The sequence below is a fragment of the Streptomyces sp. MBT65 genome, from assembly GCF_016612545.1.
Classification (GTDB): Bacteria; Actinomycetota; Actinomycetes; order Streptomycetales; family Streptomycetaceae; genus Streptomyces.
In genome coordinates, this window is record NZ_JAENRY010000205.1 from 1 (window position 1) to 13,489 (window position 13,489).

A 13,489-nucleotide genomic window follows, 5' to 3' on the forward strand; every position below is an offset into this window, starting at 1 on the left:
CGGGTGGGGTCGTCGTCGTCCACCTCGCACAGCAGGGTGTCGCCGCGCACCAGGCGCAGTTCGATCCGGCGGCCGTGGGAGTGCCGTACCGCGTTGGTGACCAGTTCGTCGGCCAACAGGGCGGCGGTGTCGGCGAGTTTGGGCAGGCCCCACGCGTGGAGCTGTTCACGGACCGCCGTGCGGGCCCGGCCGGCCTGGAGCGGGTCGAGGGCGAGGCGCCACTCGGCGACGTCGTCCGGCTCGATGCCGTTGAGGCGGGCCATCAGGAGCGCGACGTCGTCCTTGCGGCCGCCGCGGGTGTTGAGGGTGCGGATGATGGTGTCGCAGGCGTCGTCCATGGACGCGGCCGGGTGCGCGGCCGACTCGCTCAGGGTCGCGAGTCCCACGCCGATGTCCTCGCCGCGCACCTCGACGAGTCCGTCGGTGCACATCACCAGCCGGTCGCCGGGCTCCACGCGCACCCGGACCGCCTCGAAGGGCACCCCGCCGACGCCGATGGGCGCGCCGGTGGGCAGGTCGAGCAGTTCGCTGCGGCCGTCGTCGGCGCGCACGATCACGGGCGGGATGTGGCCCGCGTTGGCGATGTGGAGTTCGCCGGCGATCGGGTCGTAGATCACGTAGAGGCAGGTCGCGAGGTACGAGTCGCCGAGGCGCTGGGCCAGGTCGTCGAGGTTGCGCAGGAGTTGGGCGGGCGGCAGGTCCATGGCGGCCATGGTCTGCACGGCGGTGCGCAACTGGCCCATCATGGCTGCCGAGTTGAGGCCGTGGCCCATGACGTCGCCGACGACGAGCGCGGTGCGGGCGCCGGGCAGTTTCACCGAGTCGAACCAGTCGCCGCCGACCCGGCCGAGCAGCGTGCCCGGCAGATAGCGGGTGGCGATGTCGCAGCCCGCCATGCGCGCCGGTATGTGCGGCAGCATGCTGTCCTGGAGGGTCTCGGCGACGGACTCCTGGTAGGTGTACATGCGCGCGTTGTCGAGCACCAGGCCCGCGCGGGCGGCGAGTTCGGCGCCGGTGACGCGGTCCATGTCGTTGAACTCGACGCGCTCGGGGTGGCGCAGCAGAATCATGAAGCCGAGGACGACATTGCGGGCCTTGAGCGGGACGACCAGCATGGAGCGGCCGGTGATCAGCGGCCGGATGTCGCGCTTCTCGAACTGCGAGGCGATCATGTGCCCCATCTGCTCGCTGATGCGCGGCACGAGGACGGGTTCGCCGGTGGTCATGCACTGGAAGAACGGGGTGTGCGCCGGGAACGGCATGGCCTCGCCGACCGGTACGACGTCGTCCCAGCGTCCGGGTTCGTCGGTGTGCTCCAGGGCGACCCGGTGCCACATGGTGGTGGTGTCGGGCACCCCGTCCGGGAACCCCTCGCCGGCGACGACCTGTTCACGGAGGTAAGTCCCCGCGACGTCGGTGAACTTGGGGACGACGGCCTTGCTGACCTCGACGATGGTCCGCGAGAGGTCGAGCGAGGTGCCGATGCGGCCGCTGACCTCGTTGAGGAACTCCAACCGCTCGCGCACGGCGGCGTATTCGAGGTCCTCGCCCTCGTCGTCGACCTCCTGGGGCACGGGCCGCCCCTCGGCGACCGCGAGGGCGGCCCGCTCGCGGCGTGCCTTGCGCTCGGCGCGGCGGGCGACGCCCCAGTCGGGGGTCACGGGCACCCGCTCGTTCTGGCTGAACTCCAGGACGGGATAGCCCAGTTCGAGGACCTGGGCGACGATGCGGGCGCTCTCGTCGACGCTCATGCTGGGCAGGATCTCGGGGAGCCTGCGGGCGAGTTCGTCGGCGCCGGGGAAGTCGGTGTGCAGGGCGAAGCCGGGGGCTATGCGCTCGAAGGCGACGTCCGCTGCGGGGAGGTCCTGGCGCAGGCCGCCCGCGTCGGCGGCGAGCACGAGCAGCCGCTCCTGTCCGGGGCCGACCAGGGGGTACGCCCACCACAGGACGTCCACCCGGTCGCTCTCGAGAACGGTGAGGCGGGCGCGGCCCGCGGCCGGGTAGGACAGCCGTCCGTCGAGGGAGGACTCCAGGTCGGGTCCGAGTCCGTCGTAGGCGGCGAACGCGCCGTAGGGACTGGTCTCCTCGTCGTCGGGCAGGGCACCGGAGACGGGGAGCAGGTCGAGGGCGGGCTGGCCGATCGCCTCTTCCCTGGTGGCGCCGAACAGGCGTCGGGCGCCGCGGCTCCAGTGCGAGACGAGGCCCTCGCGGTCGATGAGGATCACGGCGAGGGGGACACGGCCGGCCGCGGTGTGTTCCGCCACCACGCCGTCCCCGGCGCCGCGGCCGGGAGCTGTCTCCCGCTCGGTGCCATGGTCCATGGCCCAGGCCCTCTCTCCCCACGGCTCCGCAAGATCTGTTCCGCCACTCACCACGCTACGGGGGCGGCCGGTGGCGATGTGTGGCATTCCTGGAATTGGTCCCGGCCGATCCGCACCGGCGTGCGCCTGCGCGCCCCCTGGGGCGGGAGGTCAGTCCTCGTGGCCGAGTTGCAGATCGCGCTCGGTGCGTCCCCCGCCCGCCACTTGGAGCACGGTGGCCACGGGCGGGTACCCGGCGGCGATCACCGTGTACTCGCCGGAGGACAGGTCGATGAACCGGAAGGTGCCGTCGGGTCCGGTGGTGAGGGTGTCGACGACGTTGCCCGCCGCGTCGAGAAGGGTCACGCGCGCGTCTTCGACCGGCCGCCCGCCGCTCGCCCTGACGGTGCCGCGCAGCACGGCGCCGCCCGCGAGTTCGACGTCCTGGCGGGTCTCGCGGGACGCCTGGACGCTGACGGGGAGCGCGGCCGGGCGGAACGCGGGCGCGCTGGCGGCGAGGGTGTACTCGCCGGCCACCAACTCGCTGATCACATAGGTGCCTTCGCGTCCGCTGCGGGTGCTCGCGACCACCTCGCCGTGCACGTTGGTGAGCGTCACGGCGGCCTCCCGCACCGGGGTGCCGTCGGCGGTCAGCACGCTCCCGGCGAGGCGTCCGGCGCCGCCGAGGACGACGTCGAGTTCGACGGGCCGCTCCCCCACGGTCACGGACACCGCCTGCGGCTGGTGCCCGCCCGCCGCTGCGATCAGGACGTACGACCCGGATCCGGGTGTGGAGAGCGCGTACCGCCCGTCCGCGCCGCTGGCGCCGCGCCCGATCTGCTGTCCGGAGACGTCGATGAGGGTGAGCGCGGCCCGGGGCACGGCGGTCCCGTCCGGGTGCTGCACCGTGCCGCAGACCGGGATTCCGGCCGCGTAGGACGAACGGGCCTGCGGGATCGGGTGGTTGAGGGGCGCGGTCTCCGAGGTCTCGGCGGGGGCGTTGTGGGACACCAGTGGTCTCTCCTTGAGGAAGAAGGCGATGAGGAGGCCGAGGGCGAGCACCGGCACCAGGTAGAGGAAGATCCGCGGCATGGCGTCGGCGTAGGCCCGGATGTAGCTGTCGCGCAGCGCCGGGGGCAGTGTGTGGACGAGCTGCGGGGTGATGGACTGGGGGTCGGGGAGGCCCGCACCCGCGCGCGCGGGGAGGCGTTCGCGCAGCGCGTCGGTGAGCCGGTCGGCGAAGAGGGTGCCGAAGATCGCGGCGCCGACGCTGCCGCCGATCTGCCGGAAGTAGTTGTTGGCGCTGGTGGCGGTGCCGAGGTCGGCGGGCCGCACGGAGTTCTGCACGGCGAGGACGAGGACGGGCATCACCAGGCCGATGCCGGCGCCGAGGACGGCCATCCACACGCTGTACTGGAGCCGGGAGGTGTCGACCTCGAGTCGGGACAGCAGCCACATCCCGAGGGTTGCCAGCGCGCTGCCGAGGACGGGGTAGATCTTGTACCGGCCGGTGTGGCTGATGAGTTGGCCGGAGACGATGGACGCGCCGACGATGCCGCCCATCATCGGCAGCATCAGCAGCCCCGACTCGGTGGCGCTGGCCCCGTCGACCATCTGGAGAAACGTCGGCAGATAGCTGGCGGCGCCGAACAGCGCGACACCGATCACCAGGCCCACCAGAGCGGTGACGTTGAAGACGGCGTCCTTGAACAGCCGCAGCGGGATGAGGGGTTCGGGCGCGAAGCGCTCGGCGACGAGGAAGAGAACGGCGGCGGCCACGGCTCCCGCGCCGAGCCCGAGGATGACGCGTGAGCCCCAGGCGTACTCGGTCCCGCCCCAACTGGTCAGCAGGACAAGGCACGTCGACGCGGCGGCCAGCAACAGCGCGCCGAGGAGGTCGAGTCGGGCCTTCGCGGTCGGCTTCGGCAGTTTCAGTACGACGGTCACGACGGCGAACGTGACCACGCCGAAGGGCACGTTGACGTAGAAGCACCACCTCCAGGAGAGGTGGTCCGTGAAGTAGCCGCCGAGCAACGGGCCCGCGACCGAGGCGAGTCCGAAGGTGGCGCCGATCAGGCCCATGAAGCGGCCGCGCTGCCGGGGCGGCACGATGTCCGCGATGATCGCCTGGACGCCGATCATGAGTCCGCCGGCGCCGATGCCCTGGACCGCGCGGAACGCGATGAGTTGGTCCATGGACTGGGCGCGGCCCGCGAGCGCGGAGCCGATGACGAAGACGCCGATCGCGAACTGGAACACGCTCTTGCGGCCGAGGAGGTCGCCGAGTTTGCCGTAGACCGGCAGGCCGATGGTGGAGGTGAGGAGGTAGGCGGTGATCGCCCAGGACATCTTCTCCAGGCCGTGCAGTTCACCGACGATCTTGGGCAGCGCGGTGGCGACGATCATCTGGTCGAGCGCGGCGAGGAGCAGGGCGAGCATCAGCCCGAGGAAGACCAACCGTACGCGGCGCGGGCTGAGTCCGGCCTTGTCGAGGGGTGCGGGGTCGGGTGTCTCCGGGGGTGCCGGGGCCTGTTCGTCCTGCACCAGAGTCGTCCCGCCCACGTACCGCTCCCCTCGTCGCGCCTGCCGCACAATTCCCGCTTTGGGCGACAACTGTGAGCAAGCGTGACGAGTTACGGCGTACGCCCGGCTCGAACGGAGATCCACCCGAACCGGTGAGGGACGCTGTCAGGGCGTCAACGCGCCCTGGGGGCTTGGCCCTTGGGGTCTACTTCTCGACCTCGGTGGCGAGCTTGTCGAGGACCAGGTCGTAGATCCGGCCGAGGCCCTTGGGGGCGAAGGTGCGCTCGAAGAAGCCGCCGATGCCGGTGGCGCCGTTCCACGTGCTGGTCACGACGACGCGGGACTTGCCCTCGCCGGCCGGGGTGACCCGCCAGGTGGTGACCATGGTGGAGTTGCGGTCCTTCTCGACCAGTTCGCCGTCGGTCGGCTCACTGACCTCCAGGAGGCAGTCGCGGACGCGCTTGCTGGTGGCCTGGAGCTTCCAGTGGACGAGGGTGCCCTCGCCGTCGCCGCCCTCGCGCACCTCGTACTCGCTGAACTGCTCGGGCAGCAGCTTCGCGCGCGTGCCGGTGTAGTCGGCGAGGGCGTCGAACACCTTCTCCGCGTCGGCTGCGACGACCCGCTCGGTGGTGGCCTCGACCTGCGCCATTTCGTTCCTCCAGGACTTGCGTTCTCGGGGTCGGGGCAAGCCAACCACCCCCGCGCTCGGTGACCCAAATCGGGGTGCCCCAGGGCGTCGGAAGTGACAGGGAATGACACTTGCACAGTAATTCGAACAAGTGTTTCACTCGAGGGGCAGGCCTACCTAGGAGGCGTCATGCGCTGGGAGAACCTCACCCTGGAGTCCGACGGCCACAGCCGGACGGCCGACGTAGCGCTGTTCGGCGCGGACGCGGTGACCACTCGCACCTTCGACACACCCGAGTTCCGCGGGATCACCTTCCACGAGGTGCGGGCCCGCTCGATCATCAACCGGGTGCCCGGGGCCTCCCGCATGCCCTTCGAGTGGACGGTCAACCCGTACCGGGGCTGCTCCCACGCCTGCGTCTACTGCTTCGCCCGCAAGTCGCACAGCTATCTGGACCTCGACACCGGCCTCGGCTTCGACTCGCAGATCGTGGTCAAGGTGAACGCGCCGGAGCTGCTGCGCCGCCAGCTCGGCTCCCGGCGCTGGCTCGGCGAGCACATAGCGATGGGCACGAACGTGGACTGCTACCAGCGCGCGGAGGGCCGCTACCGGCTGATGCCGGGCATCCTGGGCGCCCTGCGCGACCACGCGAACCCCTTCTCGATCCTGACGAAGGGCACGCTGATCCTGCGCGACCTGGACCTCCTGGTGCAGGCCTCCGAGGTCACCGACGTCGGCATCTCCGTCTCGGTCGGCTTCACCGACCCGGCGCTGTGGCGCACGGTGGAGCCCGGCACGCCCTCCCCGGAGCGGCGCCTGGACGCCGTACGGACACTGACCGAGCACGGGATCGACGTCGGCGTCCTGATGGCCCCGGTGATCCCCTTCCTGAGCGACGACCCGGCCCAACTGCGCGCCACCGTAAGAGCGATAGCGGCCTCCGGGGCCACTTCGGTGACTCCCCTGGTGCTGCATCTGCGGCCCGGCGCCCGCGAGTGGTTCATGGCCTGGCTCGGGCAGCACCACCCGCATCTGGTGCGCCGTTACGAGCGGCTGTACGCGGAGGGCGCGTACGCCCCGAAGTGGTACCAGCGCCGGATCACCCGTCAGGTGCACGACCTGGCGCAGGAGTACGGCATCGGTCCCGCGCGCGCGGGGATGCCGCGCCGGATACCCGAACCGGCGGAGCCGGTGAGCGAGCCGACGCAGCTCTCGTTCATCTGAGGGCGTTCGAGCGCATCCGGCGGCCCAATTGGGTCAAGTATCGGCCGAACAGGTTCTTCCGCCCCGGCTTTTCGGGACTATGCGGCGAGGACCGACCGCGAGAACCGCGGTCCGCCACCTCTCCGTCCTGGGAGGACACATGAGAAAACGCGCAGCCGTACTGTGCGGCGCCGCCGTCGTCGTGGCCGGGACGGTCACCGCTCTCCCCGCCGACGCGAGCACCGCGCGTCCGACGACCGCCGTGCAGACCGCGAAGCTCAGCTGGAAGAGCTGCGCCACCACCGACTATCCGACGCTCCAGTGCGCGAGCGTCAAGGTGCCCCTCGACCACGCGAACCCGCACGGCAGGCAGATCACGCTCGCCCTGTCCCGGGTCCCGCACACCGCGAAGACGTACCAGGGCCCCCTGTTGGTCAACCCCGGCGGCCCCGGCGGCAGCGGACTGACCCTCGCGGGCTTCGTCGCGTCCTCGCTGCCCAAGGCGGTGGCGTCCCAGTACGACGTCATCGGCTTCGACCCGCGCGGCGTCGGCAAGAGCACTCCCGCCCTCGACTGCAAGCCCGGGTACTTCGACCCCGTGCGCCCCGACTCGGTGCCGACCACCCCGGCGCTGGAAAAGGCCAACCTCACGCGCGTGAAGGCCTTCGCGGCCGCCTGCGGCAAGAAGTACGCGAGCGTGCTGCCGTACATCGACACCATCAGCGCCGTGCGGGACATGGACTCGATCCGGGCGGCACTCGGCGCGAAGAAGATCAACTACTTCGGCTACTCGTACGGCACCTACCTGGGCGCCGTGTACGCGAAGCTCTACCCGGAGCGCGTACGCCGCCTGGTGCTGGACTCCATCGTCGATCCCACGGGTGTCTGGTACGACGACAACCTCGGCCAGGACTACGCCTTCAACGACCGCCAGCGGGCGTTCATGGAGTGGATCGCGAAGTACGACTCCACGTACAAGCTCGGCACGGACCCGGCCAGGATCGAGGCCAAGTGGTACGCGATGCGGAAGGCGCTGGCCAAGAAGCCGGCGGGCGGGAAGGTGGGCGCCTCCGAACTGGAGGACACCTTCATCCCGGGCGGGTACTACAACGGCTACTGGCCCTATCTCGCCGAGGCGTTCGCCGCGTACGTGAACGACAAGAACGCCGATCCGCTGGTCGAGGCGTACGACAACTTCGCCGCGATCGACGCCTCCGGGGACAACGGCTACAGCGTGTACACCTCGGTGCAGTGCCGTGACGCGTCCTGGCCGCGCGACTGGAACCAGTGGCGCAAGGACAACTGGGCGGTCTACGAGAAGGCGCCCTTCATGGCCTGGAACAACGCCTGGTACAACGCGCCGTGCGCGTACTGGCCGACGAAGTCCGAGCAGCCGATCAACATCGCCAACGGCAAGCTGCCTCCGGTGCTGCTCTTCCAGGCGACCAATGACGCGGCGACCCCGTACCAGGGCGGCGCGACGGTCCACCAACTCCTCGCCGACTCCAGCTTCGTGGTCGAGCAGGGCGGCGGGAACCACGGCATCACGCTGAGCGGGAACGCCTGCCTGGACAAGTACCTGGCGACGTATCTGACCAATGGCAAGGTGCCGCGCAGTGGCGGCGAGATCGACGCGGTGTGCCAGAAGACACCGGACCCGAAGCCGCTGACCACGGCGAAGTCGGCGACGAGCACGGCACACGGTTCGACGCTGCACGGCCTGCTGGGCTTCCGCGGCTGAGCACTCCCTGACGGCCCCTCGGGGGCGGGAATCCTCGTTGTCAGACCCATGGTCCACCATGGACGCATGAGTGAGCTGACGAGGATTCCCGCCCCCGACGGCGTCGCCCCCGCGACGGCCTACACGCACGTGGTCATGGGCACCGGCCGCTTCGTCGCGATCTCGGGCCAACTCGCCCTGGACGAGGACGGCAAGCCGGTGGGCGAGGACGATCCGGCCGCGCAGGCCCACCAGGTCTTCGAGAACCTCCGCCGCTGCCTGGCCGCGGCCGGGGCCACCTTCGACGACGTGGTCAAACTGACCTACTTCGTCACGGACATGGCATACATGCCGGCGATCCGCGCGGCCCGCGCCACCCACATACCCGACGACCGGCTCCCCGCCGCCTCCGCCGTACAGGTCGCCGCGCTGGTGCGGCCGGAGTTCCTGATGGAGATCGAGGCGTTCGCGGTGATCGGCGAATAATCGGGGGCCGGTCCGCGGCCGAGTCCTTAGGGTGCCGCCATGAACGACGCCGAGCCCCTGCGGATCCGCCCGATGGTCCTCGCCGACTGCGACCGTGTCTCCGAAATCCGCGTCCTGGGCTGGCAGTTCGCGTACCGGTGCCTCATGCCGCAGCCCTTCCTCGACGCCCTGAGCGCGAAGGACGACGCCGAGCGCCGCAGGGCCCACTTCGCGCAGGGCGACGGCAGCGTGGTGAACCTGGTGGCCACGCGGGGCACGGAGATCGTCGGCTGGGTGGCGTTCGGGCCCTACCGGGACGGCGAAGTCCGCGCCGGGGACGTCGAGTTGTACGCCCTGTACCTCGACCCGCGCCACCTGAACACCGGCGCCGGCCGGGCCCTGATGCGGGAGGCGCTACGGCGGTGCGCGGCCCTCGGTCACGACCGCGTGTACCTCTGGGTGGTCCGGGGCAACGCCCGCGCCCGTCGCTTCTACGAGCGGGCGGGCTTCCGGGCGGACGGCGCGGAGGAGCCGTACGAGGTGGCGGGGGTGCTGGTGCCCGAGCTGCGGTACGTCAGGGAGCTGACGCGGTGAGGTGGGCGTTGCCCGGGGCAAGGTCGCTCTCGACTACATCGACCACTTCGACGTCTCCCTCTGACGCGGCTCACCGCTGCCGCGGAATCCGCCCCAGCGCGTGTACCGCCGCCTCCGCCAGTGCCGGGTGGGCGAGGGCATCGTTCAGGACCGGTCTGGCGCGGGGGTCGCCCAGTTCGCCGAGGCCCTGGACGCAGGCGAGGGCCACGCGGCGGTACGGGTCATGCGGGCGCAGTCGGCGTCTCAGCGTGGTGATGAGGGCGGGGACGGACTCGGGGGCATGGAGGTCGGCCAGGAGCCGGACGGGGTGCAGGGCGTAGGCGACGCGGAGTTCGTTGGTGGCGAGGGCGGCCGCCGCGCGGGCGGTGCGGGGGTCGTCGAGGCGGGCCAGGGCGTACGCGGCGGAGGCGCAGCGCGGTGGGTCGCGGTGGTTGAGGAAGAGGACGAGGGACTCGAAGGCGCGCGGGTCGCCCGCTAGGCCCAGCCGGAACGCGGCCAACTCCCTTGCCCACAGCGGCCGGCCGGGGGCGGTGAGCACCTCGGCCAGTTCGTCGAGGTCGCCGGTCGACACGAGTTCCTCGTACGGCGCCGCCCCTCCCGACTCCTGCCGTAAGCGCTCCGTGACTGATCGCAACTCTTCGTCCATGAAACCGAGCCTATGGGGGTCGCGGGACAGACGGGACCTACATCACAAACTCCGGGGGCTGGCGCGCTCGTTACCCACCGGTTAAGCTCAGGTGAGCGAGTTACCCACTCGTGTATCTCCTTGCCGTGGCCTGGTGACGCAGCCGCGGTGAGTGCAGTCGGTTCGGTACCTCGTGTACCGCGGTACGACACGGCTTGGGACAGGGCCGGTCGGAACTCTCAACTCGCCGGGCGTGTGCGCTCGTTGCCCGGCTCCACCCGCACTCCTTCTCGCACCCCGTGCGCCCCTCGGCGTACGGCGCGCGCTCCCAGTCGTCACCCTCATTCCAGGAGTCCCGCGATGGCAGCTCCCCTGTCCGACGCTCCCCTGTCCCCGTTCAAGACCATTGCCGTCGTCGGTCTCGGCACGATGGGCACCGGTATCACCGAGGTCCTCGCCCGGGCCGGCCGCGAGGTCGTCGGCATCGACGTCAGCGAGGCGGCGACCGCCCACGCCGTCGCCGCCCTGGAGACCGCGACCGCCCACGCCGTGCGGCGCGGCCGACTGACCGAGCAGGAGCGCTCCGACGCCCTGGCCCGGGTCCGCACCTCCACGGACCTGAGCGCGGCGGCCGACGCCGACCTGGTCATCGAGGTGGCCCCGGAGTCGTACGAGATCAAGCACCAGATCTTCCGTGAGCTGGACGGGATCGTGCGCCCCGAGACGATTCTCGCGACCGGCACGAACGCCCTGTCCGTCACGCGGCTCGCCGCCGACTCGGCGCGGCCGGAGCGGGTGCTCGGGCTGCACTTCTTCAACCCCGCGCCAGCGATGAAGCTGGTCGAGGTCGTCTCCTCGGTGCTGACCGCGCCCGCCGCCGTCGCCGCCGTCACGGACCTCGCGATCGAACTGGGCAAGGAGCCCGTCGCGGTCGGCGACCGGCCCGGGTTCGTCGCGGACGGGCTGCTGTTCGGCTACCTCAACCAGGCGGCCGCGATGTACGAGGCGAAGTACGCCTCCCGCGAGGACATCGACGCGGCGATGAGGCTCGGCTGCGGACTCCCCATGGGCCCGCTCGCACTGCTCGACCTGATCGGCATCGACACCGCGCGCACGGTCCTGGAGGCCATGTACTCCGAGTCGCACGACCGCCTGCACGCCCCCGCGCCGATCCTCAAGCAGCTCAGCGAGGCGGGCCTGACCGGCCGTAAGACAGGTCGCGGCTTCTACTCCTACGAGGCCGAGGGCAGCGCGACGGTCGTGCGGGACGCACTGACCCCGCCGGAGGGCGCGCGGCTCACCCCGGGCCGCACGGTCCGCTCGGTGGGGGTCGCCGGTTCCGGGACCATGGCGTCCGGTATCGCCGAGGTCTTCGCCAAGGCCGGGTACGACGTGGTGCTCGCCGCCCGCAGCGAGGAGAAGGCGCAGTTCGCCAAGTCCCGTATCGGGAAGTCGCTCTCGCGCTCCGTCGACCGGGGGCGGATGACCGCCGAGGCCGCCGCGCAGACCCTGGAGCGGATCACTCCGGCAGGTTCCTACGACGCGTTCGCGGAGGTCGACCTGGCCGTCGAGGCGGTCGCCGAGGACCTGGAGATCAAGCAGCAGCTCTTCACGACGCTGGACAAGGTCTGCAAGCCGGGGGCGGTCCTGGGCACCACGACCTCGTCGCTGCCGGTCGTCGCGTGCGCCCGCGCCACCTCGCGTCCGCAGGACGTGATCGGCATGCACTTCTTCAACCCCGCACCGGCGATGAAGCTGGTCGAGGTCGTCCGTACGGTGTTGACGGACGCCGACGTCCACTCAACGGTTCACGAGGTCTGCGTCAAGATCAAGAAGCACGCGGTCGACTGTGGTGACCGGGCCGGCTTCATCGTCAACGCCCTGCTGTTCCCGTACCTCAACAACGCGATCAAGATGGTGCAGGAGCACTATGCGTCCCTTGACGACATCGACGCGGCGATGAAGCTGGGCGGCGGCTACCCGATGGGCCCCTTCGAGCTGCTGGACGTCGTCGGGCTCGACGTCTCCCTGGCGATCGAAAAGGTCCTGCACCGCGAGTTCCGCGACCCGGGGCTGGCTCCGGCACCGCTTCTGGAGCACCTGGTGGCCGCGGGCTGCCTCGGCCGCAAGACGGGCCGCGGCTTCCGCGAATATGCCCGCCGCTGAGCGTCCGGGCGACTGGTTCGGGGACGACGAGCACGGGGACGGGGACTGGGGCGGGCTGCTCGGTTCCACCGGAGAACCCCTGCCCATGGCGGGCGGGGGAAACCCCCGACGTGCGCGCCACGCTGCGCACATGCAGTACGTTCGGGGCATGCCCCAGCCCGCCAAGCCCGCCCGTACAGCAGCCACGCCCGACGCACCGGAGAGTGCCGCGGGCAGTCGCGCCGCCGCCCAACGCCTCAAGATGCGGCGCGAACTGGCGGCGGCCGCGATGGAGCTGTTCGCGACCAAGGGGTACGAGGCGACCACCGTCGACGAGATCGCGGCGGCGGCCGGGGTCGCGCGCCGGACCTTCTTCCGCCACTTCCGCTCCAAGGAAGAGGCGATCTTCCCGGACCACGACGACACGTTGATCCGGGCCGAGGCGGTACTCAATGCCGCCCCCGCGCACGAGCACCCGCTCGACACGGTGTGCCGGGGCATCAAGGAGGTCATGCGCATGTACGCGGCGCAGCCGGAGATCTCGGTCGCGCGCTACAAGCTGACGCGCGAGGTGCCCACCCTGCGCGAGGCGGAGATCGCGTCGGTGGCCCGCTACGAGCGGCTGTTCACGCGCTATCTGCTGGGCCACTTCGACGAGCACGCGCACGACGACGACGCCAACGACGACCCGCTGCTCGCCGAGGTCGCCGCCTCGGCGGTGGTCACCGCCCACAACCACGTGCTGCGGCGCTGGCTGCGGGCCGGCGGCCAGGGCGACGTGGAGGCACAGCTCGACCACGCCTTCGGGATCGTACGGAAGACGTTCGGCAGCGGCATCGGCGCCGGCCGCACCACGACCCCCAAGCCGGCCACGGCGATGGTGCACCAGCAGGGCGAGGTCCTGGTGACGGTCGCCCGCACCGACGCCCCGCTGGACGAGGTCATGCGCACCATCGAAGAGGCACTGAGGGACCGCTGACCCGCTCCCCCCGTGTGATGACGGCCACCCTCCGGGGTGGCCGTTTTGGCATGTCAGAGCCCCTTTTCACGCACCTTTCAGACCCCGTTCGATCGATCATCGCTCATTTGTTACGTAAAGATTTCACCTGAGAGCGATTCATGGCACTCGGTGCCTTGCGGGGTGACACGCAGTGTCATACGTTGAAGGTGTCCGGGCGGCCGGCGTGCAGAGACCTTTCGTACGTCGGCTGTCCCCGCAACCCACCACTGGGCTGCGCGCCCGGACGCCTGCGTCACAGGCACCCTCCCGCGCCACAAAGCGCTGC

10 protein-coding genes are annotated in these 13,489 nt (G+C 70.8%); 6 read left to right on the forward strand and 4 right to left on the reverse strand.

What is annotated here, in order from left to right; genetic code table 11:
- From JHN63_RS35205 to JHN63_RS35215, 3 genes are all read right to left on the reverse strand, one after another.
- The coding region (locus JHN63_RS35205; protein WP_200688529.1) for a SpoIIE family protein phosphatase at nucleotides 1-2,321 on the reverse strand (2,321 nt) is incomplete at its 3' end.
- 150 nt (nucleotides 2,322-2,471) lie between these two features.
- A complete protein-coding gene (locus tag JHN63_RS35210; RefSeq protein ID WP_200688532.1) occupies nucleotides 2,472-4,862 on the reverse strand; it encodes an MFS transporter in 2,391 nt (796 codons plus the stop codon).
- A gap of 166 nt (nucleotides 4,863-5,028) precedes the next feature.
- Nucleotides 5,029-5,472 carry an SRPBCC family protein gene (locus JHN63_RS35215; RefSeq protein WP_200688534.1) on the reverse strand — a complete coding sequence of 148 codons (444 nt, stop codon included), beginning with the start codon at nucleotides 5,470-5,472 and terminating at the stop codon, nucleotides 5,029-5,031.
- Between the two features lie 168 nt (nucleotides 5,473-5,640).
- Here JHN63_RS35215 and JHN63_RS35220 point away from each other — a divergent pair, with 168 nt between their 5' ends.
- From JHN63_RS35220 to JHN63_RS35235, 4 genes are all read left to right on the forward strand, one after another.
- The gene (locus tag JHN63_RS35220; RefSeq protein ID WP_200688536.1) at nucleotides 5,641-6,675 is read left to right on the forward strand and encodes an Rv2578c family radical SAM protein; all 1,035 of its coding nucleotides are present in this window, start codon (nucleotides 5,641-5,643) and stop codon (nucleotides 6,673-6,675) included.
- A 139-nt stretch (nucleotides 6,676-6,814) separates the two neighbouring features.
- Complete coding sequence (locus JHN63_RS35225) at nucleotides 6,815-8,395, forward strand: alpha/beta hydrolase (protein ID WP_200688538.1); 1,581 nt, start codon at nucleotides 6,815-6,817, stop codon at nucleotides 8,393-8,395.
- Between the two features lie 66 nt (nucleotides 8,396-8,461).
- Complete coding sequence (locus tag JHN63_RS35230) at nucleotides 8,462-8,860, forward strand: RidA family protein (RefSeq protein ID WP_200688540.1); 399 nt, start codon at nucleotides 8,462-8,464, stop codon at nucleotides 8,858-8,860.
- Between the two features lie 39 nt (nucleotides 8,861-8,899).
- Nucleotides 8,900-9,433: a GNAT family N-acetyltransferase gene (locus tag JHN63_RS35235; protein ID WP_200688542.1), complete on the forward strand. Its 534-nt coding sequence runs from the start codon at nucleotides 8,900-8,902 to the stop codon at nucleotides 9,431-9,433.
- Between the two features lie 70 nt (nucleotides 9,434-9,503).
- Here JHN63_RS35235 and JHN63_RS35240 read toward each other — a convergent pair whose 3' ends face one another.
- On the reverse strand, nucleotides 9,504-10,079 hold the full coding sequence (locus JHN63_RS35240; protein ID WP_200688544.1) for an adenylosuccinate lyase: 576 nt from the start codon (nucleotides 10,077-10,079) through the stop codon (nucleotides 9,504-9,506).
- Nucleotides 10,080-10,418: 339 nt separating this feature from the next.
- Here JHN63_RS35240 and JHN63_RS35245 point away from each other — a divergent pair, with 339 nt between their 5' ends.
- Nucleotides 10,419-12,224 (forward strand): 3-hydroxyacyl-CoA dehydrogenase family protein, encoded by a 1,806-nt coding sequence (locus JHN63_RS35245; protein ID WP_200688546.1) that lies wholly within the window; start codon nucleotides 10,419-10,421, stop codon nucleotides 12,222-12,224.
- Between the two features lie 130 nt (nucleotides 12,225-12,354).
- Nucleotides 12,355-13,182 carry a TetR family transcriptional regulator gene (locus tag JHN63_RS35250; protein WP_200688548.1) on the forward strand — a complete coding sequence of 276 codons (828 nt, stop codon included), beginning with the start codon at nucleotides 12,355-12,357 and terminating at the stop codon, nucleotides 13,180-13,182.
- Nucleotides 13,183-13,489 lie beyond the last annotated feature (307 nt).

Coding starts and splice junctions, on each gene's coding strand:
- JHN63_RS35230 (WP_200688540.1), top strand. CDS start 8,462: ATGAGTGAGCTGACGAGGATTCCCGCCCCCGACGGCGTCGCCCCCGCG.
- JHN63_RS35240 (WP_200688544.1), bottom strand. CDS start 10,079: ATGGACGAAGAGTTGCGATCAGTCACGGAGCGCTTACGGCAGGAGTCG.
- JHN63_RS35245 (WP_200688546.1), top strand. CDS start 10,419: ATGGCAGCTCCCCTGTCCGACGCTCCCCTGTCCCCGTTCAAGACCATT.
- JHN63_RS35235 (WP_200688542.1), top strand. CDS start 8,900: ATGAACGACGCCGAGCCCCTGCGGATCCGCCCGATGGTCCTCGCCGAC.
- JHN63_RS35225 (WP_200688538.1), top strand. CDS start 6,815: ATGAGAAAACGCGCAGCCGTACTGTGCGGCGCCGCCGTCGTCGTGGCC.
- JHN63_RS35220 (WP_200688536.1), top strand. CDS start 5,641: ATGCGCTGGGAGAACCTCACCCTGGAGTCCGACGGCCACAGCCGGACG.
- JHN63_RS35215 (WP_200688534.1), bottom strand. CDS start 5,472: ATGGCGCAGGTCGAGGCCACCACCGAGCGGGTCGTCGCAGCCGACGCG.
- JHN63_RS35250 (WP_200688548.1), top strand. CDS start 12,355: ATGCAGTACGTTCGGGGCATGCCCCAGCCCGCCAAGCCCGCCCGTACA.